Origin of the sequence: Ramlibacter sp., from assembly GCF_036383835.1 — a bacterium.
In the GTDB taxonomy this organism is placed as follows: Bacteria; Pseudomonadota; Gammaproteobacteria; order Burkholderiales; family Burkholderiaceae_C; genus Ramlibacter.
Genome location: NZ_DASVNN010000022.1, coordinates 16,675 through 40,028, shown reverse-complemented (window position 1 = coordinate 40,028; position 23,354 = coordinate 16,675). Strand labels below are relative to the sequence as shown.

Sequence of the window (23,354 nt, the reverse complement as noted above, 5' to 3'; positions counted from 1 at the left end):
GGCAAGCTTTGCTTGCCCACCATGACGGCCCACGGTAAAACGGTGGGCAAGCGAGCTTGCCCACCCTACGGCCCTGGTCATGGCCACGGCGGTGGCGGCCGCAACGCACCAATGCGCCACCGCCCTACCCTGCTGCCAGCCCCCGTGCGGGCGGGGCCGGGGTCGCGCATCAAGGCATGGCGCCTGCGAGGACCGGGCAGGCGGACCAGCGCGGCTACGAGAGCGCTTTAGCGCGTATCGAGCCGCGCGTACGTTTCTGACTCGCGACACCGGTGTCTGAGCGGAGTGTTTGGCCGCGCGCGGTCAAACACGCAGCGAGTTCGGTCGCGGGGGCCGCCTGCCCGGGCCTCGCAGGTTTGCCGAAGCGCCGCAGGCGCGAAGGACGCCATGCCAGCGCGACCCCAGCCCCGCCCGCATGGGGGCTGGCAGCCGGCGCGATGCGAAACAGGGGGAAGCGGCGCAGCCGCTTCAAAGACAGGAAGCTCTGGGTCCCCGCCTGCGCGGGGATGACGCGCCTGCGCGGGGATGACGAGCCTCCGCGGGGATGACGAGAGATCAGTACTTCGTGTACCCGCCGTCGATCACGAACTGCTCGCCCGTGGCGTACGACGACGCATCGCTCGCCAGGAACACCGCGATGCCGCCGAAATCGTCGATCTCGCCCCAGCGGCGCGACGGGATGCGCGGCAGCACCGCGTCTGCGAACTTGGGGTTCTGCACCGAGCGTTCCGTCATGTCCGTCACGATCCACCCCGGCAGGATGGAGTTGACGCGGATCTTGTGGCGGGCGAGTTCAACGGCGAGCGCACGCACGTACGACGTCACCGCACCCTTGGATGCGCCGTAATGGCTGTTGCGCGCCGCGCCTTCGATCGCCGCCGTGCTGGCCGTCGCGACCAGCGAGCCGCCCTGCCCGTGCTGCGCCATGTGGCGCGCGGCCGCGCGGAAGGTGAGGAACACGCCCTCCACGTTGACGCGCTGCACGCGCCGGAATTCGTCCAGCGTCATCTCGGTCAGCAGCGTGCCCTTGCTCGACACGCCCGCATTGGCGAAGCAGCTGTCGACGCGGCCCAGCGCCGCGGCCGAATCGGCGAAGGCGCGTTCCACCTCGGCTTCCTCCGCGACGTTGCAGACGAAGGCGTGCACGCGCGCCGCATCGCCGCATTCCTTCGCGAGTGCCTCGCGGGCCCGCTGCGTCTTCTCCGGGTTCGAGCCCCAGATCGCCACCTTGGCGCCGGCGGCGAGCAGCGCGCGCGCCATGCCGATACCGATGCCGCCGTTGCCGCCGGTGATGACGACGCCGCGGCCACCCAGGTCGAAGGGCCGGTACATGGCATCAGGCCTTGTGCAGCGCCACGACCTTCTGCACCTGCGGCTTCGCGTCCAGCCGGCGCTTCAGGTCGGCGATCCGGGGGAAGCGGCTCACGTCGATCTCGTGGCCCGGCAGCCAGCTGGCCAGCGTGTACAGGTACAGGTCGCTGGTGCTGAAGCGCTCGCCCAGCACCCACGCGCCCTTGACCATCTGCTCCTCCATCAGCGCGAAGGATTCGGCCACGTTCTGCGGCGCCTTCTTCTTCATCGCCTCGATCGATGCGGTGTCGTTCGTCTCCACCCAGCGGTAGCCGCGCCCCTTGTGCGCATGCGCCACGTGCACCGTGGAACAGAGATAGCTGTTGAACTCGTTCATCTTGGCGAGCTGGAACGCATCGTCCAGCGGAGCGAGCCCCGCCTCGGGAAAGCTCTGCGCGATGAACTGCAGGATCGCCGGCGTTTCGGTGATGACGCCGCGGTCGGTGGCCAGCGCCGGCACGCGGCCCTTGGGGTTGACCTTCAGGTACTCGGGCGCGCGCTGCTGCTGCGTCTTGAAGTCGAGCCGCACCGGGTGGTACGCAGCCCCCGCGAACTCCAGCGCGAGGTGCGAAGCGAGGGCGCAGGTGCCCGGGGCGTAGTAGAAGGTCAGCATGGCGTCTCCTGTTGTGGTCGACGCCATTGTGGGGCAGCGGCCGTCAGGAGCCGATGGACACCAGTTCGATCTCGAACACCAGCGTGGCGTTCGGCGGGATCACGCCGCCGGCGCCTCGCTCGCCATAGGCCAGTTGCGGCGGGCAGGTGATGCGCGCCTTGCCGCCCGGCCGCATCAGCTGCACCGCCTCGGTCCAGCAGGGGATCACGCGGTTGAGCGGAAAGCTGGTCGGCGCGCCGCGCTTGTAGCTGCTGTCGAACTCGCGGCCGTCGGGAAAGGTGCCGCGGTAGTGCACCTTGACCGTGTCGGTCGCTTTCGGCGTCGGGCCATTGCCGGTCAGCAGGGACTCGAACACGATGCCGCTCGGCGTGGTGACCTTGGCCGCGCCGGTGACGGCGCCCAGGTTGGACGGCACGCTCGTGTTGCCCATGGGCTGCGCGGGGGGCGGGCTGCTGGGCGGGGTGCAGGCGGTCACGGTGACGAGGGCGAGGGCCGGGAAGGCGAAGCTGAGGAAACGCATGGACGCCATTATTGACGCGAAGCGTGTCGGCGCGGCGACGACACGGGGACCTTGCGGCCTCCTACGCAGCCGCCCGGCCTGGCTGGGCAGCATGAAGCGTCTCATCCAAGGAAGCACACCATGTCCGACGACAAGAGCCACTCCGGCGGCCAGGACCGCGATCGCATCAACGTGAACCAGGATTACGAACTGCGCGACTGGGCCAAGTCCCTCGGCACCACGCCCGAACGGCTCAAGGAAGCCGTGCAGGCGGTGGGCGATCGCGCCGACAAGGTGCGCGAATACCTGAAGGACAAGCCCGGTCGCTGACCCTGCCTCAGAAGCGGGGGCACACGCCCGTGAACGACGGGTCGTACTTCTGCATCTGCTGGCGGTCGTTGCGGTTGCGGATGCCGCAGGCGAGGTACTGCTCGTGCAGCTTCGCCAGCGCGTCGCGGTCGATCTGCACGCCCAGGCCGGGCGTGGTCGGCACGCGCACGGCGCCTTCCTGGAAGGCGATGCGTCCGCCGACCACGATGTCCTCGTCCTGCCACGGGTAGTGCGTGTCGCAGGCGTAGGCCAGGTTGGGCACCGCGGCCGCCACGTGCGTCATCGCCATCAGGCTGATGCCCAGGTGCGAGTTGGAGTGCATCGACAGGCCGAGGTCCCACAGGGCGCACATGCGCGCGAGCTGCTGCGTGGCGCGCAGGCCACCCCAGTAGTGGTGGTCGGACAGCACCACCTTCACCGACTGCGTCTGCACGTTCCGGCGGAACTCCTCCATGCTGGTCACGACCATGTTGGTCGCCAACGGCAGCTTCGTGTGGCGCGCGAGTTCGGCCATGCCGTCGAGGCCGGGGCACGGGTCCTCGTAGTACTCCAGCACCTCGTCGAGCTCGGGCGCCGCCGCGATGCTGGTCTGCAGCGACCAGTTCGCGTTGGGGTCCAGCCGCAGCGGCAAGCCGGGGAAGGCGCGGTGCAGCGCCTGCATGCAGGCGATCTCGTGCTTCGGCTCGAACACGCCGCCTTTCAGCTTGATGCTCTGGAAGCCGTAGAGCGAGATCATGCGCTTCGCCTGCGCGACGATCTGCTCCGGGCCGATCCCCTCGCCCCAGGCATCCGGCTCATAGGGCTTGCCGTGATGCTCGGCGTACTTGAAGAACAGGTAGGCGCTGTAGGCCACGCTGGAGCGCACCGCGCCACCGAGCAGGTCGGCGATCGGTGCGCCGACGACCTGGCCCTGCAGGTCCAGCATCGCGACTTCGAACGCGCTGATCGCCTTGGCGGCGTTGCGCGACGGGTCGGAGCCGGGCGCCAGGGTGTAGGCCGGCGCTTTCTCGCGGCGGATGGAGGCGCGCAGGCGCTCCTCCATCCTGTTCAACGCGAAGGGCGACAGGCCCAGGACGTGGGCCTTGCACTCCTCCAGCAGCGCGAGCATCGGCGCGTCGCCATAGGTCTCGTTGATGCCCACGCGGCCGTCGGAAGTCTCCAGCTCCAGGATCGCGCGCAGGGCCCAGGGTTCGTGGATGCCCGCGGCATTGAGCAGCGGTCCGTCGCGGAAGGCGACGGGGGTGATGCGGACCTGCGTGATCCGGACGTCTCGATTCATGCTCGCTCGACCCGGTCTCAGTTGGCGGTGGCGCCCGACTTCTTCACCAGCGCGGCCCAGCGCGGGATCTCCCTGGCCATCAGCGCGGCCAGTTCCTCGGGACCGCCGGCGACGATCTCCATGCCCATGGTCTTGCCCAGCTTCTCCTGCACGTCCGGCTGCTTGAGGGCCTTCTGGATCTCCTGGGACAGGCGCTGGACGATGGGCTTCGGCGTGCCCTTGGGCGCGTAGATCGCCTGCCAGGAGGACACGTCGAAACCGGGCACGCCGGCCTCCATCATGGTGGGCGTGTTGGGCGAGAGCGCGAAGCGCTTGGCGGTGGTCACCGCCAGCAGCTTCAGCTTGCCGGCCTGCAGCAGCGGCAGCGCCGCCGTGATCTGGTCGAACATGAAGGTCACCTGCCCGGCCGACACGTCCACCATCGCGGGCGGCGTGCCCTTGTACGGCACGTGCGTGAGCGGCACGCCGATGACGTCGGCGAACAGCTCGCCGGTCAGGTGCGTGGAGGTGCCGTTGCCCGAGGACGCGAAGGTGCGGCGCTTGGGGTCCTTCTTCAGCAGCGCGATCAGTTCCTGCACGTTGTTCACGCCGGCGTTCGGGTCGACCAGCAGCACGTTGGGCAGGAAGGCGACCAGCGCCACCGGCTCGAAGTCCTTCACCGGGTCGTAGGGCAGGTTCTTGTACAGGCTGGCGTTGATCGCGTGCGTGCTGATGGTGCCGCCGAACAGCGTGTAGCCGTCGGCCGGCGCCTTGGCGACGTAGCTCGCGCCGATGCCGCCGCCGCCGCCCGGCTTGTTGTCCACCACCACCGACTGCTTCAGCGCGGCCTGCAGCTTCTCGGCGACCGTGCGGCCCACGACGTCGGTGGAGCCGCCCGGCGTGAAGGGGACGACGTAGGTGATGGTCTTGGCATGGGGCCACTCGCTGCCCTGCGCGAAGGCAGGGGCGGCCAGCGAGGCGGCGATGCAGGACAGGGCGTGGCGGCGCTTCATGGTGTTCGTGTCTCCAAGGGTCGTGTGTAGGGGTACGGGCCGTCCCGTTGCGTGACAGCCGGCGAAGTAAAACACAAATATATTAGTGCGTCAACGGGCCGGGACCGCGGCTAGAATGGCTCCATGCAAGCCCCCGTCCTGGCCGCCGCACGCCGCCGCAAGCCGGCGCTCGATCCCAAGCGACAGGCCGCGCCGCAGGTGTTCGAGCACCTACGCGAAGCCATCGTGTCGCTGGAGCTCGCGCCCGGCGCGGTGCTCGCGCGCGCGGAGCTGGCGCAGATGTTCGGCGTGAGCCAGACGCCCGTGCGCGACGCCCTGATCAAGCTGAACGAAGAGGGGCTGGTCGACATCTTCCCGCAGCACGCCACGGTGGTGAGCCGCATCGACGTCGCCTCCGCCCTGCAGGCGCACTTCCTGCGCAAGTCGGTGGAGGCGGAGATCGCCGGGACGCTCGCGGCGCATCCCACCGAGCTGCTGGTGGCGCAATTGCGCGCGCAGCTGGAGGCGCAGTCGGCGCTCGCCAACGGCGACGACTACAGCCAGTTCATCGCCGCCGACCGCGAATTCCACCGCATCATGTACGTGGCGGCCGGCGTGCCGGACCTGTACGACCTGATCCGCCGCATGAGCGGCCACGTCGATCGCCTGCGCCGCCTGCACCTGCCGGCCGCCGGCAAGGCGAAGGCCGTGGTGCGTGACCACAAGCGCATCGTGGAGGCGATCGCCGCCGGCCAGCCCGAGGAAGCGCGCGAGCGCGTGCGCGAGCACCTCTCCGGCACGCTGGCGCAGGTGGAACAGATCCGCGCCGCGCATCCCGATTACGTCGTCTGATCGCGCGCGTGGGGCAAGCCGCGCGCGCTGTCAAGATGGACTTCCGGATGAGCAGGCCGTAAAGATATCCACCGCGGCTGTGGAAAAAAGGCCGGGTCCAAGGGCCGGGCTGCCGCGCAAACCCAATAACGGCGCGGCCTGCATTGCAGTGCCCACGGCTTAAGCAAACGGCACGGCGCGCACCCGCTGGACGCAGCCAGCCGACGACCGGTAGCTTGCTAACGCGAGCCCGGGGGCCGGCAGCAGCGGCCGATCGCTTCCAGCAGAACGTGCGGCTTGAGCGGTTTGGCCAGGTGCAGGTCGAAACCCGCGGCGAGCGTCTTCTTCTGGTCTTCGGGCCGGGCGAAGGCCGTGAGCGCGATCACCGGCAGGTGCGGCAAGCGCCGCTCGCCCTCCAGCTGGCGCACGCGCCGCACCAGTTCGTAGCCGTCGCGGCCCGGCAGGCCGATGTCGCTCACCAGCACGTCCGGCCAGGCGTCCTGCAGGGCGCGCAGCGCGCTGTCGTAGTCGGGCGCGGTGCGCACCCGCACGCCGCGGTCCTCCAGCACCAGCGTCATCATCTCGGTGGCCTCGCGGTCGTCCTCCACCAGCAGCACGTCGAGGCCGTGCAGCTCCGTGTCTTCCGCGGTTTCGCTGTCGTACCCGCTCTCGGCCTCGGGCGCGTCGTTGGACGCGTCGCCGGCGGGCTCCGTGGGCAGGTCGACGCGCATCGTCGTGCCGTGGCCGACGCCGTCGCTGTGCGCTTCCACGGTGCCGCCGTGCAGGTCGACGAGGTGCTTGACGATCGACAGCCCCAGCCCGAGGCCCCCGTGGCGCCGGTTGCCGGGCGAATCGCTCTGCGTGAAACGGTCGAACAGGTGCGGCAGGAAGCCGGCCTCGATCCCCTGCCCGAAATCCTGCACGTCCAGCCGCAGGCGGTCGCCGCTGCGCACCAGCCGCACCTCGATGCGCCCGCCTTCCGGCGAGAACTTGATCGCGTTGGTGAGCAGGTTCCAGAAAATCTGCTGGAATCGCGCCGGGTCGATCCAGGCGGTCCGGTGCGCGCCCGCCACGTCGGCTTGCACCTGCAGCTTGCGCGCCTGGATGCTGGCGGACAGGGCGTCGATCGAACTGAGCACCAGCTCCGCGGGGTCGGCCCACTCGCGATCCAGCCGCAGCTTGCCCGAGTTGATGCGCGACACGTCGAGGATGTCCGCGATGATGCGCGCCTGCGTCTTGACGTTGCGCTCGATCGCCTCCAGCCCGCGCTCGCCTTCCGGCGTGATGCCGCGCTTTTGCAGGATGTGGACCCAGCCGATGATCGCGTTGAGCGGCGTGCGCAGCTCGTGCGACAGCACCGCGATGAAGTCGTCCTTGGTGCGGCTGTGGCGCTCCGCCATCTGCCGCGCGGCCTGCTCGCGCTCCAGCACCTCGCGCCGGCGCTGCTCCAGCTCGAAGCGCTCCGACACGTCCAGCGCGATGGCGATGCGCACGCCCGGCTCGATGTGCGAGGACACGCTCCATTCCAGGCGCACCGGCTTGCCGTCGGTGCGCAGCAGCGGGAATTCGCCGCGCCACGGCGTCCGGTCCTCGGGCGGCGCGGTCAGCTGCATGAGGATCGTCTTTTGCCACTCCGGCGGCGCGAAGGCGCTCATCTCGCGGCCGATCAGGTCCTCGCGGGCGCGGCCGAGGATGCGCAGCAGCGCCGGGTTCGCATCGGCGAAGCGGCCCTGTTCGTCGAGCAGGGCGATGCCGCTCTGGGCCTGGTCGTAGATCGCCCGGAAACGCTGCTCGCTGCGGCGCAGCTGGTCTTCGGCCGTGCGCGCGCGGATCAGCGCCTGCAGGGTGGCGACCAGCACCGCGGGCTCCACCGGGTGCACCAGGTAGCCGTCGGCGCCGGCGTTGAGGCCGGCGACGCGGTCTTCGTCCTTCACGTAGGCCGCGGAGAGATGCACCACCGGCAGCAGCGCCGTGGACGGCCTGCCGCGGATGGTGCGGCAGACCTCGAAGCCGTCGATGTCCGGCAGGTGCACGTCGAGCACCACCGCCGACATGCCCTGCTCCACCAGCGCCAGCGCCTCGCCGCCGGTGCCCGCCTCCGCCGTGCGAAAGCCGGCCGCACGGATCACGCGGGACGTGGAATAGCGCGTCGCCGGGTTGTCGTCGACCACCAGCACCGTATGGGCGGCACGGTCGATGGTGGTGTTGATGACGTCGTGGTCCATCATTCCGGCTTGGCGCCCTCGAGCTGCATGGGAATGGTGACAGAAAACACCGAGCCCTTGCCGGGCTCGCTTTCCACGCCCACGGTGCCGCCGAGAAGCTCCGCGAGCTTCTTGCTCAGGGACAGGCCCAGGCCGGTGCCCCGCAGCCGCTTTTGCAGCGGCGAGCGCACCTGGGCGAAGTCCTCGAACAGGGCATGGTGGAACTCGGGCGCGATGCCGATGCCCGTGTCGGCCACCGAGAAGGTGACGCGGCTCTCGCTTTCGAGCCGGGCCGACACGCGCACCTCGCCCTTGGGCGTGAACTTCAGCGCATTGGAGATGTAGTTGCGCAGGATCTGCGACAGCTTGCGGTCGTCCGTGTACAGCTTGTTGACGCCCTGCGGCTCCTCGAAGATCAGGTTCACCGCCGGGTTGGTGAGCACCGGCTTGAACATGCCGCGCAGGGCCGAGAACAGGTCGACCATCTCGAACCACGCCGGCGAGATCTCGACGCGGCCGGCCTCCACCTTGCCCAGGTCCAGCAGGTCGTCGACCATCTCGGCGAATTCCGTGGCGTTCTGCTGGATGAAGTTGACCTGCCTTTCCTGTTCCCCGGTCAGCGGGCCGTCGACGCGATCGAGCAGCAGCCGCGTGATGCTGCGGATCGAATTGATCGGCGTGCGGAACTCGTGGCTCATGTAGGCCAGGAAGCGGCTCTTGAGCTCGGTGGCCTGGCGCAGCTGGTCGGCCTGGGCGTCCAGTTCGGCGTAGAGCGCGAGCACGCCCCGGTTGGTCTCCTCGAGCTCCATGCGCAGGTCGTGCGACTCGCGCCGGCTCTCTTCCAGGGCGGAAGCCAGGTCCTTGGGGGTCTCGGAAGACATCGTTCAGTCCTTGCGCCGCAAAACGGCCACGGTCGCGTCGTCGCGCCCACGGCAATGGTCGCGCGCCAGCAGCGCGGCGGCAAGTGCCGGATCGCGCCCCAGCACCGGCACCAGCAGGTCGGGCGCCCAGCGGGTCTCGATGCCGTCGCTGCTGGCCACCAGCAGCGCATGCGGCGGCCAGGCCGTGGAGACCTCCTCCGGGGAGCGGATGGTGACGCCGGCCGTGCCGTGCTGGGACAGGATGGTGCGGTCGGACACGCCGGAGACCACCCGGGCCACCACGTTGCCCGCGCCGATGCTGCGGATGGTGCCGGCCGCGGCGTCGGCGTGCAGCACCATCAGGGCGGCGCCGCGCGTGCTGCGCAGCCGCGCGTGCAGGCGCTGCAGCATCAGGCGCAGGTCGAGGAACGGGTCCTCGGCGAAAGCCACCAGGGCGGCACTCGAAGCCTCGGCCGCATCGGGCCCGTGGCCGAGGCCGTCGGCCACCAGCAGGGCGGCGCGGTCGCCGTCGAGGGCGAAGCCCCACGCATCGCCGCAGACCTGCTCGCCGCGCGCCATCAGCGCGACCGCTCCGGTGCAGACCGCGGCGGGTGCGAGCTCCGGCGCACGTTCGGCGCGCACGCGGGCGACGATCACCGTGCCGCCCGGCACGCTCGAGTGCACATCGAAGTGCTGCGCGAGCCGGCGCACCGCGCCCAGGCCGGTGCCGGGCGTGCCGCCGGTGGAAAAACCATCGTGCAGGGAACGATCGAGATCGGGAATGCCGGGGCCGTCGTCGACGGCGATCACTTCCACCTCGCCGCGGGCCGGATCGGAGCGCAGCCAGAGGCGCCCGTGCTTCGCGTGCCGCAGCAGGTTGTTGGCCAGTTCGGTGACGACCAGGGCGAGGCGGCCGGCCTCGACGTCGTCGAAGCCGCACTCGCCGGCGAGGAGGGCCGCATGGCGTCGCGCCTCTCCCACACGGCTGGCATCCCCGATCGGAAAAGCCGTGTGCGAGGCGCCAAGGATCATTTCCACCGGGTGATGCTCACGCGCGTGCCCTGCCCCGGAACGGACTGCAGGTCGAATTCATGCACGAGGCGCTTGCTGCCGGGAAGGCCCAGGCCCATGCCGCCGCCGGAAGTCCAGCCGTCGGTGAGGGCCAGCTTCATGTCCGGGATGCCCGGCCCGGTATCCTCGAAGTGCAGGCGCAGGCCGCGCCGGATGCCGTCGTCCAGCAGCTCCCAGCGCATGTCCCCGCCGCCGCCGTGCACGAAGGTGTTGCGCGAGAGTTCGCTGGCCGCGGTGATCATCTTGGTCTGGTCCACCAGCGAGAACTTCAGCTGCTGGGTGAGCGCGCGCACCTTCTGGCGGCTGGCGACGATGTCTTCCTCGGAGCGCAGCGGTACGGATCCCTGGGCTTCTTCAGCGGGCAAGGAATTTCTCCTTGCGGTTCTGCGCGAGGAGTTCCAGGCCGCGCTCGACGTTCAGTGCCGTGCGCACGCCTTCCAGGGACAGGCCGAGTTCGACCAGGGTGATGGCGACGGCCGGCTGCATGCCCACCACCACCGTCGTCGCATCGAGGATGCGCGAGATGCCGGAGATGCTGGCCAGCATGCGGCCGACGAAGGAGTCGACGATCTCGAGTGCCGAGATGTCGATCAGCACGCCCTTGGCGCCGCTGGAGGCGATCTTGTTGGCGAGGTCGTCCTGCAGGGCCAGGGCCATCTGGTCCTGCATGTCCAGCTGGATGGTGACCAGCAGGGTCCCGCCCATCTGCAGGATCGGAATGCGGTACATCGCCGCCCTACTTGTTGCGCGTGACCGTGAAGCCCTGCTGCGCCATCGCGAGCTCCAGCGCGTCGGCCAGCGAGGACTTGGACGCGATGCCCTGCAGGTCGATGCCCAGGTGCACGATGGTCTGCGCGATCTGCGGGCGGATGCCGCTGATGATGCATTCGGCGCCCATCAGGCGGATCGCGCTCACGGTCTTGAGCAGGTGCTGCGCCACCAGCGTGTCCACCGTGGGCACGCCGGTGATGTCGATGATGGCCAGGCGCGAGCCGGTCTCGACGATCTTCTCCAGCAGCGTCTCCATCACGATCTGCGTGCGGCTCGAATCGAGGGTGCCGATCATGGGCACGGCCAGCACGCCCTCGAACAGCTTGATCACGGGCGTGGACAGCTCCAGAAGGTCCTGCTGCTGGCGCTTGATGATCTCCTCGCGCGTGTGCTGGTAGGTGGCCACGGTCCACTGCGCCATGCGGTCGACCAGCGCGGACACCACCCACACGATCCCCATCTGGTGCACGCCGTCGGAGGAGAACTTCTGCTGGATCAGCTTGAAGACGGGCCGCTTGAAGGCCAGCACGAACACGCTGGTGTCGCCCGCCGACTGGCCCTGTGCGGCGCGCGAACGCGAAAGCGCTTCCAGCACCTGGCGCAGGCTGCCCCAGGCCGCTGCCTGGAACTGGTCGGGGTCGCCGCCGGCCTGCAGCGCTTCGCGCAGCGCGCGCAGCATGTCTTCGGCTTCGCCGCGCATCGCCCGCCGGTTGGCGTCGGTGATGCGGGTGGAAGCCGCGCCGGCCTCCTGCTGCCACTCCGTCAGGATCTGGTCTTCGTGCTGCGAGATGAGTTGCAGCACGGCCTCGGTTTCTCTGCTCATTGGAATCGTCCGCCGGCGTTTCTGAGGAGGGCCATTATGGGCATTGCGGTCGAGCTCGGTCTGTAGGAGGGCGCCGACAGACTTTCTGCTTCAGGCCAGGAGTGCCGGCAGATGTGCCATGTCTGTGAATACGATGTGCGCGCCGGCCCCGCGCAGCAGGTCCGGCGCGTCGTGGCCCGCCTCGGGCGGGCTGTAGCCGAAGACGGTGGCGCCCGCGGCCACCCCTGCTGTCACCCCGGTGACTGTGTCCTCGACCACGGCGCAGCGCGGCGCGGTCACGCCCAGCGGCGGCATCGCGGCGAGATAGACGTCGGGCGCGGGCTTGGAGCGCGGCATCTCGTGCCCGCTGAAGATGCGGCCCTCGAACCAGGGCATCAGCCCGCACTTCACCAGCTGCATCTCCACCTTCCAGCGGTCGGCGCCGGAGCAGCAGGCGATGCGGCCCTGCACGCCGTCGCTGATCCGGGCCACGGCTTCGGCCACGTTGGGGATCGGCCGCACGCCCGCCAGCAGCATCGTGTTGCGCTTCTCCCGGAAGCGCGCCATCCACTCCTCGGTGAGCGGCCGGCCGGTGTTGGCCTCGATCAGGGCCTGTTCGTCGCGCACCGCCTTGCCGAGGAAGATGCGCATGCACTCGCGCGGGCTCAGCGTCCAGCCGAGTTCCTCGAGCATGTCGCGCAGCACGCCATTCGTGATGCGCTCGCTGTCGACCAGCACGCCATCGCAGTCGAAAAGCACCGCGTCGAATCTCACTCGTCGTTCTCCTTGGACGGCCGAGGTTACAGCAGGTCGCCGTCGACGTAGAACCAGCGGCCCTGCTCCTGCGCGAATCGGCTGCGCTCGTGCAGCCGGTGCGCGCGGCCCGCCAGGCGCGAGCGCGCGACGAACTCCACCTCGGCGCGCTGCCCACCGGTGACGCGGTGCATGCGCACCTCGAGCCCCAGCCACTTGAGCCCGGGTTCGAAGTCGACCTGCGGCGGGCGGGTGGACGGATGCCAGGTGGCCAGCAGGTAAGGCGCATCCTCGCGCACGAAGGCGCTGTAGCGCGAGCGCATGAGCGATCCGGCGTCGGGCGCGGGCGTTGCGTCGAAGTGGCCGAGATAGCGGCCGCAGCACTGGGCAAAAGGCACGGGCCGCCGCTTCGCATCGAGGCGGCCGCAGGGGCACGCCGGTTCGGTGGAGCTCAGGGCTGGGAGGCGGCCGGCTGCGGCCGCGCGCCCATCTTGCCGGTGCCGGCGACCGGTTCGGCGCCGCCGACCTTGTCGAGCCACAGGATGAAGCGGCCCGTTTCCTTCTCGTCGAAGATGGTGTCGGCGCCCAGGGCGTAGCAGTGCTCGCGCAGGTTGTCCGTCACGCAGTTGGAGAGCACCGAGATCAGCCCGCCGACGTGGCGCTCGCGCGCGTAGCGGATCACGTGCGTGCCGTCGCCCTCGTCCAGCACGAGGTCCATCACCGCGACGTCCCAGGCTTCCGGATGTTCCTGCAGCCAGCCCCAGGCCTCGGCTTCGGTGTTGGCCGTGGCCACCAGCTGGAAGTCGCCGCTGGACGAAAACAGGTCCACCACCAGTTCGCGCAGGCGCCTGCGGTCGGCGACGAGGAACACGCGCTGTTTCATGGGTGGGGAGGTCTCCGGGCTTGGCCGCCAGTGTGGCACAGATGGGCCGGCAGGTGTACCGGGCCCATCCGCATGGCGGATGCTCAGGCCAGCGCCCGCTGGATCAGGATCTTCTGCACGTCCGAGGTGCCTTCGTAGATCTGGCACACGCGCACGTCGCGCCAGATGCGCTCCACCGGGAAGTCGCTGACGTAGCCGTAGCCGCCGAGCGTCTGGATCGCGGCGCTGCACACCTGCTCCGCGATCTCGCTGGCGAACAGCTTGGCCATCGCGGCTTCCTTCAGGCAGGGCTTGCCGGCGTCGCGCAACGCGGCGGCGTGCCAGATCAACTGGCGTGCGGCCTCGAGCTGCGTCGCGCAGTCGGCGAGCCGGAAGCCCACGGCCTGGTGGTGGAAGATCGCGGTGCCGAAGCTCTCGCGCTCCTTGGCGTACTGCAAGGCGACCTCGAAGGCACTGCGCGCCATCCCCAGGCTCTGGGCCGCGATGCCGATGCGGCCGCCTTCGAGCGCCGACAGCGCGATGCGGTAGCCCTCGCCCTCCTCGCCGATCAGGTTCTCCGCCGGAATGCGGCAGTCCTCGAAGCGGATCTGCGCGGTGTCGCTGGAGTGCTGGCCCACTTTCTCTTCGAGCCGCGCGACGACGTAGCCGGGCGTGTCGGTCGGCACCAGGAAGGCGCTCATGCCGCGCTTGCCGGCGCCCTTGTCGGTGACGGCGATCACGATCGCCAGCTGGCCGTTCCGCCCGCTGGTGATGAACTGCTTGACGCCGTTGAGGACGTAATCATTGCCTTGCCGCGTGGCCGTGGTTCGCAGCGCCGAAGCGTCGCTGCCCACGTGCGGCTCGGTGAGGCAGAACACGCCGAGCAGCTCGCCTTGCGCCAGTCGCGTCAGCCATTTCTTCTTCTGCGCCTCGTTGCCGTAGCGCATGAGGATCGCGTTCACCGGGCAGTTGGTGACGCTGATCGCGGTGCTGGTGCCGCCGTCGCCGGCGGCGATCTCCTCCAGCACCACGGCCAGCGTCAGGTAGTCGAGCCCCGCGCCGCCGTGCTCCTCCGGCACGCAGATGCCGTAGCAGCCCAGCGCCGCGAGGCCCCGGTGCGCCTCGTGGGGGAAGGTGTGCTCGCGGTCCCAGCGCGGGGCATGGGGCCACAGCTGCTCGCGCGCGAAGTCGCGCACGGCGTCACGGATCATTTCCTGGTCGGGGTTCAGCAGCATCGTGCGTTCACCACGCGAGCGTCTGGCCGTCGTGGTCGAGGAAGGCGCCTTGCTGGCGCGGGGACAGGTTTGCGATCGTGCGGCGCATGTCCGCCACGCTGGCTTCCACCTTCAGCGGCGCTTCGCTGCCGCCCATGTCGGTCTGCACCCAGCCGGGATTGATCGCTACGAAAGTGGCCTTCGGGTAATCGGGCTGGGCGGAGGCCACGGCCATGTTCAGGGCCGCCTTGCTGGTGCGGTAGACCCAGCCGAAGCTGCTGGCTACATCCGTGATCTGGCCCATCTGGCTGGTGACGAAGACGAACCTGCCGCCGGCGGCTTCCACCAGCGGCGCGACCTGCGGGATCGCCTGCATCGCCCCCAGCACGTTGGTGTGCATGGTGCGGTCGAACTCGGCACGCGACGGCGGCTCGGTGGCGCCGCCGCGCGTGTAGACGCCGGCCACGTACAGCGCGACGTCGAGCTTCTCGCCATCGAGCTGCCACCCCAGGCCGCTGATGCTGGCGGGGCCGGTGACGTCCAGCTTCAGCGGCTTCGCGCCGAGTTCGGCGAGGCGCTGCAGCCCTTCGGCGTCGCGCGCGGTGGCGATCACGGCATCGCCGGCCGCGCGGTACTGGCGGACGAATTCGAAGCCGATGCCGCGCGAGGCGCCGAGGACGAGGACTTTCAAACGAGCTCGAGCGCCACGGCCGTGCCTTCACCGCCGCCAATGCACAACGTGGCGATGCCGCGCTTGCCGCCGCGCGCCTTCAGCGCGTGCAGCAGCGTCACCATGATGCGGGCGCCGGAAGCGCCGATCGGGTGGCCCAGGGCGCAGGCGCCGCCGTTGACGTTGACGATGTCGTGCGCGACCTTCAATTCCTCCATCAGCGCCATGGGCACGACGGCGAAGGCCTCGTTCACTTCCCACAGGTCGACGTCGCCGACCTTCCAGCCCGTCTTCGCCAGCAGCTTCTGCGTGGCGCCGACCGGCGCGGTGGTGAACCACTCGGGTTCCTGCGCGTGCGTGGCGTGGCCAACGATGCGCGCCAGCGGCTTGACGCCAAGTCGCTTCGCGGTGCTCTCGGTCATCATCACCAGCGCCGCGGCGCCGTCGTTGATCGAGGACGAGGACGCGGCCGTGATCGTGCCGTCCTTCTTGAAGGCGGGCTTGAGCTGCGGGATCTTGTCCAGCTTCACCTTGCCGGGGCCCTCGTCGATCGAGACCACGGTTTCGCCGGCGCGGGTCTTCACCGTCACCGGCGTGATCTCGGCGGCGAAGGCGCCCGATTGCGTGGCGGCCTGCGCGCGCTTGACCGAGGTCATGGCGAACGCATCCTGCGCCTCGCGCGAGAACTTGTACTTCGCGGCACAGTCCTCGCCGAAGGTGCCCATGGAGCGGCCCGGCTCGTAGGCGTCCTCCAGGCCGTCCAGCATCATGTGGTCGTACACCTTGTCGTGGCCCATGCGGTAGCCGCCGCGGCCCTTGAGCAGCAGGTAGGGCGCGTTGGTCATGCTCTCCATGCCGCCCGCCACCATGATTTCGTGCGTGCCGGCCAGCAGCATGTCGTGCGCGAACATGGCGGCCTTCATGCCGGAGCCGCACATCTTCGACAGCGTGACGGCGCCCGAGCTCTTGGGCAGGCCCGCCTTGAAGGCGGCCTGGCGCGCCGGCGCCTGGCCCTGGCCCGCCATCAGGCAGTTGCCGAACAGCACTTCGCCGACCGCGTCCGACGGGATGCCGGCGCGCTCGACGGCGGCGCGGATCGCGGCACCGCCCAGGTCGTGCGCGGCCAGCGTGGAGAAGTCGCCCTGGAAGCCCCCCATGGGGGTGCGGGCGGCGCCGACGATGACGATGGATTCAGCCATGGTGTTCACTCCTTAGTAGACGGTCGAAAGGACGGGGCCGCGCTCTTCATCGGCGATGCGGCGGATGTATTGCTGGAATTCGGGGTCCTCGCCGCGCAGCAGCAGCGGCAGGGCGTTGTGGAAATCCTCGCGGCGGCACCACTCGCGCATGTAGTCGTCCCAGCTGTTCCAGCGGCGCGCCTCGGTCTCGCCCATCGCGGGCTTGAAGGCCACGAGGTAGGCGCGTTCGAACAGCGAGATCAGCATATCGAAGATGACCAGCATGCGCTCGCGCTGCTCGGCCGTGGGGTTTTCCAGCGGTTCGTTGCTGCGCAGGTGCAGGTCGGGATGGGCCAGCACGATCCTGAGGAAGTCGTTGTACGCGTCGGAGAGCAGCTGGTAGGCCTCCTCCTCCTCGTTGTCCCTTTCCTTGCGCTGCTCCCAGGCGAAGAACAGGATCGCGAAAGGCAGGCCCAGCGCGGTGACGATGAAGCTCGCGACCTCCCAGAAGCCGCGCCATGACTCGCTCATCGCGCCCTCCGGATCCAGGCGTCGATGTCGCCCACCACCCGCTCTTCGAGGCCGTTGTAGCCGTGGTAGGCGAAAGCCTCGCAGGGCGGACCTTCGCTGCGCCCGCCGGTGTACGTGAGCAACTCGCTGCGGCCGGCGGGCAGCTTCGCCATCAATTCCGGAAGGCGCGCCGGCGGGCACACCCCGCACGCATCCTGCGCGTGGTGCGTCACGAGCACCGGGATGCGCAGCTTCGCGAGCTCCATCTGCTGCACCGGCATCGCGGTCGAGGTGCCGAAGCGGCTGCTGTCCAGGATGGTGGAAGTGAGCACCAGGCCGTCGGGGGCCGCATCGCCTTCGGCGCGCACCGCGGTGTTCGCGGCGGACTGCGTGCCGCGGCTCGTTCCCACCAGCCATACCGGCTTGCCGAAGCTGCGCCGCGCCCAGGCGATCGCGGCGCCGATGTCGATGGCGTGCTCCGCCGTCTCGCGGAAGTCGCCGCGCAGCTCGGTGCGGTCGCTCGGCACGTCGACCAGCACCGCGGCGAGGCCCCGATCGACGAACAGCGCGCGCGAGCGCACCAGGAAGTTGCCGTCGCGCCGGATGTCGCCGTTGCCGAGGATGCCGATGCGCCCGCCGCCGCCGGAAAGCAGCACGACGACCGCATGCGGCTCACCGGTGGGGCGCAGCACCAGCAGGCGCTCCGTCACGCCGCTGCGCGTCGGCAGGTCGACGACCTCCGCCTTCTGCGCGGCGGCGACGCCGCAGGCGAGTACGAACGCGAGCCCCGCCAAGAGGCGCCTCACGCGACCACCTCCGCCGCCCGCGTTTCCGCACCCTGCTGCCGGCGCGCGAAGCGCTTGCCGCGTTCATAGGGAAAGATGTCGAAGACGTGGCCGGCCAGGATGCGCTCCTGGTGCGACTGCCAGAAGGCGGCATCGAGCAGGTCGGCGTGGTGCTTCAGGAAGACCTCGCGCACCGCCGGATTCCCTAGCAGGAAGGGTTCGAAGGTCTCCGGGAAGACGTCCCTGGGGCCGACCCGGTACCAGACCTCCCCCGACATCTCCTCCTCCTCGGTGCGCGCCTGCGGCACCTTGCGGAAGTTGCAGTCGGTGAGGTACTCGATCTCGTCGTAGTCGTAGAACACGACCTTGCCGTTGCGCGTGACGCCGAAGTTCTTCCACAGCATGTCGCCGGGGAAGATGTTGGCGGCGATGAGGTCCTTGATCGCGTTGCCGTACTCGATCACCGCGCGTTCGACCTGGCCCGTTTCGCCGGCCTCGAAGGCCTCCTGCAGGTAGATGTTCAGCGGGATCATGCGGCGCTCGATGTACAGGTGCTTGATGACCACCTCCTCGTGGCCGTCGCCGTCGCGGTCCCCGATCTCCAGCTGGCTCGGCGCAAGCGCGCGGATCTCCTCGATCAGCGCGTCCTCGAAGCGCTCGCGCGCGAAGGCCACCTCGCTGTATTCCAGCGTGTCGGCCATGCGGCCTACCCGATCGTGCTGCTTCACCAGCAGGTACTTGCCCTGCACCTGCTGGCGGCTGGTGTCCTTCTGCGGCGGATACCAGTCGCGGATCACCTTGAACACGTAGGGGAAGGACGGCAGGTCGAACACCAGCATCACCATGCCCTTGATGCCGGGCGCGATGCGGAACTTGTCGCTGGAGTGCTTCAGGTGGAAGAGGAAGTCGCGGTAGAACAGCGTCTTGCCCTGCTTGGCGAGCCCCAGTGCGCTGTACAGCTCGCCGCGCGGCTTGCGCGGCATCAGCGTGCGCAGGAACTGCACGAAGGCCGCGGGGGTCTCCATGTCCACCATGAAGTAGGCCCGGGCGAAGGAGAACAGCATCTGCAGTTCGTCCTCGCCGAACAGGCAGGCGTCGATCACCAACCCGTTCCTGCCATGAAGGACAGGCAGCGCGAACGGCAGTTCGGAAAAACCGTTGATGATCTTGCCGACGACGTAGGCGCCCTTGTTGCGGAAGAACAGGGACGACAGCACCTGGATCTGGAAGTTGGCGCGCAGCTTCACCTGGTGCAGGCGCGCGCCTATCGCCTCCACCACGAAGCCGGCGTCGCGGTCCAGGTCCTCGAAAGGCACGCGCAGCTGGAAGTTGTCGACGATGCGCACGATGTTCTCGCGCAGCGTCTCCGCCATCGGGTAGTAGGAACGGTAGGTCGGCCTGGCCGCCGGCTCGTCGTTCTCGATGTACTCGGTGCTGACCGCCGGCCGCACGAAGATGAAGTCGTTGTGGAAGTAGGTGCGGTGCAGGATCTTGGTGGTCACCGAGTTGAAGAAGGTCTCGGCGCACTCCGGCTGGTGGTGGTCCACCAGCAGGCCGATGTAGTGCAGCTTCGCCTGGTGCCACACCTCCATCGGCTGCTCGCCGGCCTTGAACTCCTTTTCCAGCCGCTGCACGGCCTCGCGCACCCGCAGGTCGTAGAACTCGATGCGTTCGCGCTGGGCGCGCTGCTGGCCGTGCCAGTCGGCCGTCTCGAAGCGGTGCTTGGCGCGCGCGGACTCGGTGCGGAACAGCCGGTAGTGCCGGTTGAAGCCGTCGAGCATCGCCTGGGCGATGTCGTAGGCGAGCGGCGAGTCCAGGCGCTGGGGGAACATGGTCCGCTAGCGGTGTTTCGCCATCACCGCTTCGATCGCGGCCCGATATTTGCCCTCGATCGACTCGGTGCTGTCGACCGTCATGTTCAGGTCCTGCAGCAGGCCGTCGTGCACGCCGAAGGCCCAGCCGTGGATGCTGACGTTCTGGTTCTTGGCCCAGGCGTCCGTCATCACCGTGCTGACGCAGATGTTGATCACCTGCTCGATCACGTTCAGGTCGACCAGGGCATCGCCGCGCTTGTCCGGATCGATGTTCTCGAGGATGCCGCGATGGCGGTCGCGCACGTCCTGGATGTGGCGGATCCAGTTGTCCGCGAGCCCCACGCGGGTGTTGTTCAGCGCCGCGAGCACGCCGCCGCAGCCGTAGTGCCCCACCACCATGATGTGTTCCACCTTCAGCATCTCCACCGCGAACTGGATGGCCGAGAGCGCGTTGAGGTCGGAGTGGACGACGACGTTCGCGACGTTGCGGTGGACGAAGACCTCGCCGGGTTCCAGGCCCGTGATCTGGTTCGCGGGCACGCGGCTGTCGGAACAGCCGATCCACATGAACTTGGGTTTCTGCTGCTGCGTGAGCCCGCTGAAGAAACCGGGGCGGGCGCGCTCCATTTCCGCGGCCCAGTTGCGGTTGTGGGTGAAGAGGTCCTGGATGTTCGGCATGCGGCTATTGTCCTCTTCCGTGCGCGCGGAGGGCTTACATCGTCTCCGCGAACAACTCGCGGCCGATCAGCATGCGGCGGATCTCGCTGGTGCCGGCGCCGATCTCGTACAGCTTGGCGTCGCGCCACAGGCGGCCGAGCGGGAATTCGTTGATGTAGCCGTTGCCGCCGTAGACCTGGATGCCTTCACCGGCCATCCAGGTGGCCTTCTCGGCGCAGTACAGGATGACGGAGGCGCAGTCCTTGCGCACCTGCCGTACGTGATCGCTGCCGAGCATGTCGAGGTTCTTGCCGACCTGGTAGCAGTAGGCGCGCGACGCCTGCAGGATGGTGTACATGTCGGCGACCTTGCCCTGGATGAGCTGGAACTCGCCGATGCTCTGGCCGAACTGCTTGCGGTCGTGGATGTAGGGCACCACGTTGTCCATGACCGCCTGCATGATCCCGATCGGGCCGGCGGCCAGCACGGCGCGCTCGTAGTCGAGGCCGCTCATGAGCACCTTGGCGCCGCCGTTCACCGCGCCCAGGATGTTCTCCGCCGGCACCTCCACGTCCTGGAACACCAGTTCGCCGGTGTGGCTGCCGCGCATGCCCAGCTTGTCGAGCTTCTGCGCGATCGAGAAGCCCTTCATGCCCTTCTCGATCAGGAAGGCGGTGACGCCGCGCGCGCCCAGTTCGGGCTCGGTCTTGGCGTAGACCACCAGCGTGTCGGCGTCGGGACCGTTGGTGATCCACATCTTGCTGCCGTTCAGGACGTAGTAGCCGCCCTTGTCCTCGGCGCGCAGCTTCATCGAGATCACGTCGCTGCCCGCGCCCGTTTCGCTCATGGCCAGCGCGCCGACGTGCTCGCCGGACACCAGCTTGGGCAGGTACTTCCGGCGCTGCGCGTCGCTGCCGTTGCGCTTGATCTGGTTCACGCACAGGTTGCTGTGCGCGCCATACGAAAGCCCCACCGATGCCGACGCCCGCGAGATCTCCTCCATCGCCAGCATGTGCGCGAGGTAGCCCATGTTGGCGCCGCCGAACTCCTCGGGCACGGTGATGCCCAGCACGCCAAGCTCGCCCATCTTGCGCCACAGGTCCATCGGGAACTGGTCGCTGCGGTCGATCTCCGCCGCGCGCGGTGCGATCTCGGCCTGCGCGAAGGCCTGCACGCTGTCGCGCAGCGCCTCGAGGTCCTCGCCGAGGCCGAAGTTCAGGCCGGGTAGTTGCATGGCTGTCTCCTGGTGTTCAGTGCTTGATGGCGTCGCGGCCGGTGATCGTCATGAGCGTCGCGCCCAGGGTGGCGATCAGCTTCTCGCGCCCCTGGTGCAGCGCGTAGGCGCGGCCTTCGGTGACGCTGATGGTGCGGCCCGGCTTGACCACGAGCCCTTCCATGCGGAAGCGCTCGCCCTGCGCGGGCGCGAGCAGGTTGATCTTGAATTCGATGGTGAGCACGCCGGCGTCGGCCGGCATCAGCGTCGACGCCGCATAGCCGCAGGCAGAGTCGAGCGCGGTGGCCACCATGCCCGCGTGCAGGAAGCCGTGCTGCTGGGTGAGCGCCTGCTGCCAGGCCAGCTCGATCACCACCCGGCCGGGCGCGATGTCGGCCAGGGAGGCGCCGATGGTGCGCATGGCGCCCTGCTTGTCGAAGCTGGCGCGCACCCGCCCGGCGAAGGCGGGATCCTGCGGTTCGAAGCGCTGGGCGTCCATGGGCCTGGAGTTGACGTTGACGTAAACGTCAATTATGCCCTGACCTTGTCCTTGTCGATGCGGGCCAGCAGGGCGCGGGCTTCCTTCTCGTGGGTCCGCACCTCGTCCAGGTTGGCCTGCAGTTCCGCCATCTGTTCTTCCAGCTGCTGCCGGTGCTGGGCGAGGATGGTGAGGAACTTGCGCAGCTGCGGGCCGGTGTCCCGCGGGCTGTCGTACATGTCGATGATGTCCTTGGCCTCGGTGAGCGAGAGGCCCAGGCGCTTGGCCCGCAGGGTGAGCTTCAGCCGCGTGCGGTCGCGCGGGCTGTAGATCCGGTTGCGGCCGCCCGGTCCGGAGCGTTCCGGCTGCAGCAGCCCCATGTCCTCGTAGAAGCGGATCGCGCGGGTGGTCAGGTCGAACTCGCGCGCCAGGTCGCTGATCGTGTAGGTATGGGAAGTGGATGCAGCCATGGGGTTGTATGCCGGGAGACAGCCGGCCCGCGGGGGCCTGCCTACAATGGGCCGATTACATCTGACGTTTACGTCAACGTCAATCGTCCGCCGCCATGAACCTCCTCGAACGCGAACTGCAGTACCCGCTGGACGACACCCTGCCCGCTCCCGGCGCCACGATCGAGGTGGCGCCCGGCGTGCGCTGGATCCGCATGGCCCTGCCTTTCGCGCTGGACCACATCAATCTCTGGCTGCTGCGCGACCGGCTCGACGGGCGCGAGGGCTGGACGGTCGTCGACTGCTGCATCAGCCGCGACGAGGCGAAGGCGCAATGGGAGCAGGTGTTCGCGAACGAGCTGCAGGGGTTGCCCATCCTGCGGGTGATCGTGACGCACATGCATCCGGATCACCTCGGCCTGGCGCACTGGCTGTGCGAGCGCTGGAGCACGCCGGAGCGCGAGTGCCGGCTGTGGATCAGCGCCACCGACTACAACGCGGCGCGGCTGGCGTCGCAGAGCACGACCGCTTTCGGCGGCGAGGGTTCGGCTGCGTTCTTTGCCTCGCACGGGCTGGCCGATCCGGAGTCCCTCGAGAAGATCCGCGGCCGGGCGAACTACTACACGGGTCTCGTGCCGGCGCTGCCGCCGCGCTTTCGCCGCCTGCGCGACGGCGAGTCGATCGCCATCGGCGGGCGCAACTGGCGCTGCATCAGCGGCTACGGGCACGCGCCGGAGCACATCGCGCTGTACTGCGACGAACTGCGGGTGCTGGTGAGCGGCGACATGATGCTGCCGCGCATCTCCACCAACGTCAGCGTGTACGAGGTCGAACCGGAGGCCGATTCGCTGGCGCTGTTCCTGGAATCGATCGACAAGTTCGCGCCGCTGCCGCAAGACACCCTGGTGCTGCCGTCGCACGGCAAGCCGTTCCGGGGGTTGCATGCGCGGATCCGGCAACTGCACGAGCACCATCGCGACCGGCTGGCGGAAGTGATGGAAGCCTGCGGCGAAAAACCGTGTTCGGCGGCGGAGATGCTGCCGGTGCTGTTCAAGCGGAAGCTGGATCTGCACCAGACGACGTTCGCGATGGGCGAGTCGATCGCGCATCTGCATGCGCTGTGGCATGCGGGGAAGTTGAAGCGCGTGCGGGATGCCGGCGGCGTGTGGCGGTTTTCGGCGGTTTCGTAG

General features: G+C 68.9%; 27 protein-coding genes. 3 read left to right on the top strand and 24 right to left on the bottom strand.

The window, feature by feature from the left end; translation table 11 throughout:
• Positions 1–555: 555 nt before the first annotated feature.
• Genes VF522_RS04635 through VF522_RS04625 form a run of 3 tightly spaced genes read right to left on the bottom strand, consistent with a single transcriptional unit; the run spans position 556 to position 2,393 of the window.
• Positions 556–1,332 carry an SDR family oxidoreductase gene (locus VF522_RS04635; RefSeq protein ID WP_330907057.1) on the bottom strand — a complete coding sequence of 259 codons (777 nt, stop codon included), beginning with the start codon at positions 1,330–1,332 and terminating at the stop codon, positions 556–558.
• A gap of 4 nt (positions 1,333–1,336) precedes the next feature.
• Positions 1,337–1,963: a glutathione S-transferase family protein gene (locus VF522_RS04630; protein WP_330907056.1), complete on the bottom strand. Its 627-nt coding sequence runs from the start codon at positions 1,961–1,963 to the stop codon at positions 1,337–1,339.
• A gap of 43 nt (positions 1,964–2,006) precedes the next feature.
• Positions 2,007–2,393 (bottom strand): FKBP-type peptidyl-prolyl cis-trans isomerase, encoded by a 387-nt coding sequence (locus VF522_RS04625; protein ID WP_330907060.1) that lies wholly within the window; start codon positions 2,391–2,393, stop codon positions 2,007–2,009.
• Positions 2,394–2,603: 210 nt separating this feature from the next.
• Here VF522_RS04625 and VF522_RS04620 point away from each other — a divergent pair, with 210 nt between their 5' ends.
• Positions 2,604–2,792 (top strand): DUF3606 domain-containing protein, encoded by a 189-nt coding sequence (locus VF522_RS04620; RefSeq protein WP_330907055.1) that lies wholly within the window; start codon positions 2,604–2,606, stop codon positions 2,790–2,792.
• Between the two features lie 7 nt (positions 2,793–2,799).
• On the opposite strand, the gene VF522_RS04615 is transcribed toward VF522_RS04620, so the two are convergent.
• Together VF522_RS04615 and VF522_RS04610 are read right to left on the bottom strand one after the other, a co-directional pair.
• Complete coding sequence (locus VF522_RS04615) at positions 2,800–4,071, bottom strand: glucarate dehydratase family protein (RefSeq protein WP_330907054.1); 1,272 nt, start codon at positions 4,069–4,071, stop codon at positions 2,800–2,802.
• A gap of 17 nt (positions 4,072–4,088) precedes the next feature.
• The gene (locus VF522_RS04610) at positions 4,089–5,063 is read right to left on the bottom strand and encodes a tripartite tricarboxylate transporter substrate binding protein (RefSeq protein WP_330907053.1); all 975 of its coding nucleotides are present in this window, start codon (positions 5,061–5,063) and stop codon (positions 4,089–4,091) included.
• A 123-nt stretch (positions 5,064–5,186) separates the two neighbouring features.
• Between VF522_RS04610 and VF522_RS04605 the strand changes: the two genes are divergently transcribed.
• Positions 5,187–5,894, top strand: coding sequence for a GntR family transcriptional regulator (locus VF522_RS04605; protein ID WP_330907052.1), 708 nt, complete (start codon positions 5,187–5,189; stop codon positions 5,892–5,894).
• 218 nt (positions 5,895–6,112) lie between these two features.
• Here the strand turns inward: VF522_RS04605 and VF522_RS04600 are convergent, their stop codons facing one another.
• The 19 genes from VF522_RS04600 to VF522_RS04510 all read right to left on the bottom strand — a co-directional run bounded on the left by VF522_RS04600 (position 6,113) and on the right by VF522_RS04510 (position 22,185).
• The gene (locus tag VF522_RS04600) at positions 6,113–8,101 is read right to left on the bottom strand and encodes a hybrid sensor histidine kinase/response regulator (protein WP_330907051.1); all 1,989 of its coding nucleotides are present in this window, start codon (positions 8,099–8,101) and stop codon (positions 6,113–6,115) included.
• Positions 8,098–8,958: a sensor histidine kinase gene (locus VF522_RS04595; RefSeq protein ID WP_330907050.1), complete on the bottom strand. Its 861-nt coding sequence runs from the start codon at positions 8,956–8,958 to the stop codon at positions 8,098–8,100. Before VF522_RS04595 ends, VF522_RS04600 begins: the two co-directional genes overlap by 4 nt.
• Before the next feature lie 3 nt (positions 8,959–8,961).
• Positions 8,962–9,969, bottom strand: a complete 1,008-nt coding sequence (locus VF522_RS04590) for an ATP-binding protein (RefSeq protein ID WP_330907059.1) — start codon at positions 9,967–9,969, stop codon at positions 8,962–8,964.
• Positions 9,966–10,373 (bottom strand): anti-sigma regulatory factor, encoded by a 408-nt coding sequence (locus VF522_RS04585; protein WP_330907049.1) that lies wholly within the window; start codon positions 10,371–10,373, stop codon positions 9,966–9,968. Before VF522_RS04585 ends, VF522_RS04590 begins: the two co-directional genes overlap by 4 nt.
• A complete protein-coding gene (locus VF522_RS04580; RefSeq protein ID WP_330907048.1) occupies positions 10,363–10,737 on the bottom strand; it encodes an STAS domain-containing protein in 375 nt (124 codons plus the stop codon). Before VF522_RS04580 ends, VF522_RS04585 begins: the two co-directional genes overlap by 11 nt.
• Before the next feature lie 7 nt (positions 10,738–10,744).
• Entirely contained in the window at positions 10,745–11,602 is an 858-nt protein-coding gene (locus VF522_RS04575; RefSeq protein WP_330907047.1) for an STAS domain-containing protein, read from the bottom strand.
• A 90-nt stretch (positions 11,603–11,692) separates the two neighbouring features.
• A complete protein-coding gene (locus tag VF522_RS04570; RefSeq protein ID WP_330907046.1) occupies positions 11,693–12,355 on the bottom strand; it encodes an HAD family phosphatase in 663 nt (220 codons plus the stop codon).
• Positions 12,356–12,381: 26 nt separating this feature from the next.
• Positions 12,382–12,789 carry a YchJ family protein gene (locus VF522_RS04565; protein WP_330907058.1) on the bottom strand — a complete coding sequence of 136 codons (408 nt, stop codon included), beginning with the start codon at positions 12,787–12,789 and terminating at the stop codon, positions 12,382–12,384.
• The gene (locus VF522_RS04560) at positions 12,786–13,217 is read right to left on the bottom strand and encodes a response regulator (protein ID WP_330907045.1); all 432 of its coding nucleotides are present in this window, start codon (positions 13,215–13,217) and stop codon (positions 12,786–12,788) included. Before VF522_RS04560 ends, VF522_RS04565 begins: the two co-directional genes overlap by 4 nt.
• A gap of 83 nt (positions 13,218–13,300) precedes the next feature.
• Complete coding sequence (locus tag VF522_RS04555; protein ID WP_330907044.1) at positions 13,301–14,431, bottom strand: acyl-CoA dehydrogenase family protein; 1,131 nt, start codon at positions 14,429–14,431, stop codon at positions 13,301–13,303.
• Between the two features lie 7 nt (positions 14,432–14,438).
• A complete protein-coding gene (locus VF522_RS04550; protein WP_330907043.1) occupies positions 14,439–15,101 on the bottom strand; it encodes an SDR family oxidoreductase in 663 nt (220 codons plus the stop codon).
• Positions 15,098–16,279 carry an acetyl-CoA C-acyltransferase gene (locus VF522_RS04545; protein ID WP_330907042.1) on the bottom strand — a complete coding sequence of 394 codons (1,182 nt, stop codon included), beginning with the start codon at positions 16,277–16,279 and terminating at the stop codon, positions 15,098–15,100. The genes VF522_RS04550 and VF522_RS04545 overlap by 4 nt, the downstream gene beginning before the upstream one ends.
• A gap of 12 nt (positions 16,280–16,291) precedes the next feature.
• Complete coding sequence (locus VF522_RS04540; RefSeq protein ID WP_330907041.1) at positions 16,292–16,789, bottom strand: hypothetical protein; 498 nt, start codon at positions 16,787–16,789, stop codon at positions 16,292–16,294.
• The gene (locus VF522_RS04535; RefSeq protein WP_330907040.1) at positions 16,786–17,574 is read right to left on the bottom strand and encodes an alpha/beta hydrolase; all 789 of its coding nucleotides are present in this window, start codon (positions 17,572–17,574) and stop codon (positions 16,786–16,788) included. The genes VF522_RS04540 and VF522_RS04535 overlap by 4 nt, the downstream gene beginning before the upstream one ends.
• Complete coding sequence (gene aceK / locus VF522_RS04530) at positions 17,571–19,385, bottom strand: bifunctional isocitrate dehydrogenase kinase/phosphatase (protein WP_330907039.1); 1,815 nt, start codon at positions 19,383–19,385, stop codon at positions 17,571–17,573. The genes VF522_RS04535 and aceK overlap by 4 nt, the downstream gene beginning before the upstream one ends.
• 6 nt (positions 19,386–19,391) lie before the next feature.
• Positions 19,392–20,045 (bottom strand): carbonate dehydratase, encoded by a 654-nt coding sequence (gene can / locus VF522_RS04525; RefSeq protein ID WP_330907038.1) that lies wholly within the window; start codon positions 20,043–20,045, stop codon positions 19,392–19,394.
• A 34-nt stretch (positions 20,046–20,079) separates the two neighbouring features.
• The gene (locus VF522_RS04520) at positions 20,080–21,258 is read right to left on the bottom strand and encodes an isovaleryl-CoA dehydrogenase (RefSeq protein ID WP_330907037.1); all 1,179 of its coding nucleotides are present in this window, start codon (positions 21,256–21,258) and stop codon (positions 20,080–20,082) included.
• A gap of 16 nt (positions 21,259–21,274) precedes the next feature.
• Entirely contained in the window at positions 21,275–21,736 is a 462-nt protein-coding gene (locus tag VF522_RS04515; protein WP_330907036.1) for a PaaI family thioesterase, read from the bottom strand.
• Positions 21,737–21,768: 32 nt separating this feature from the next.
• Positions 21,769–22,185 carry a MerR family DNA-binding transcriptional regulator gene (locus VF522_RS04510; RefSeq protein ID WP_330907035.1) on the bottom strand — a complete coding sequence of 139 codons (417 nt, stop codon included), beginning with the start codon at positions 22,183–22,185 and terminating at the stop codon, positions 21,769–21,771.
• Positions 22,186–22,280: 95 nt separating this feature from the next.
• Between VF522_RS04510 and VF522_RS04505 the strand changes: the two genes are divergently transcribed.
• Entirely contained in the window at positions 22,281–23,354 is a 1,074-nt protein-coding gene (locus tag VF522_RS04505; protein WP_330907034.1) for an MBL fold metallo-hydrolase, read from the top strand.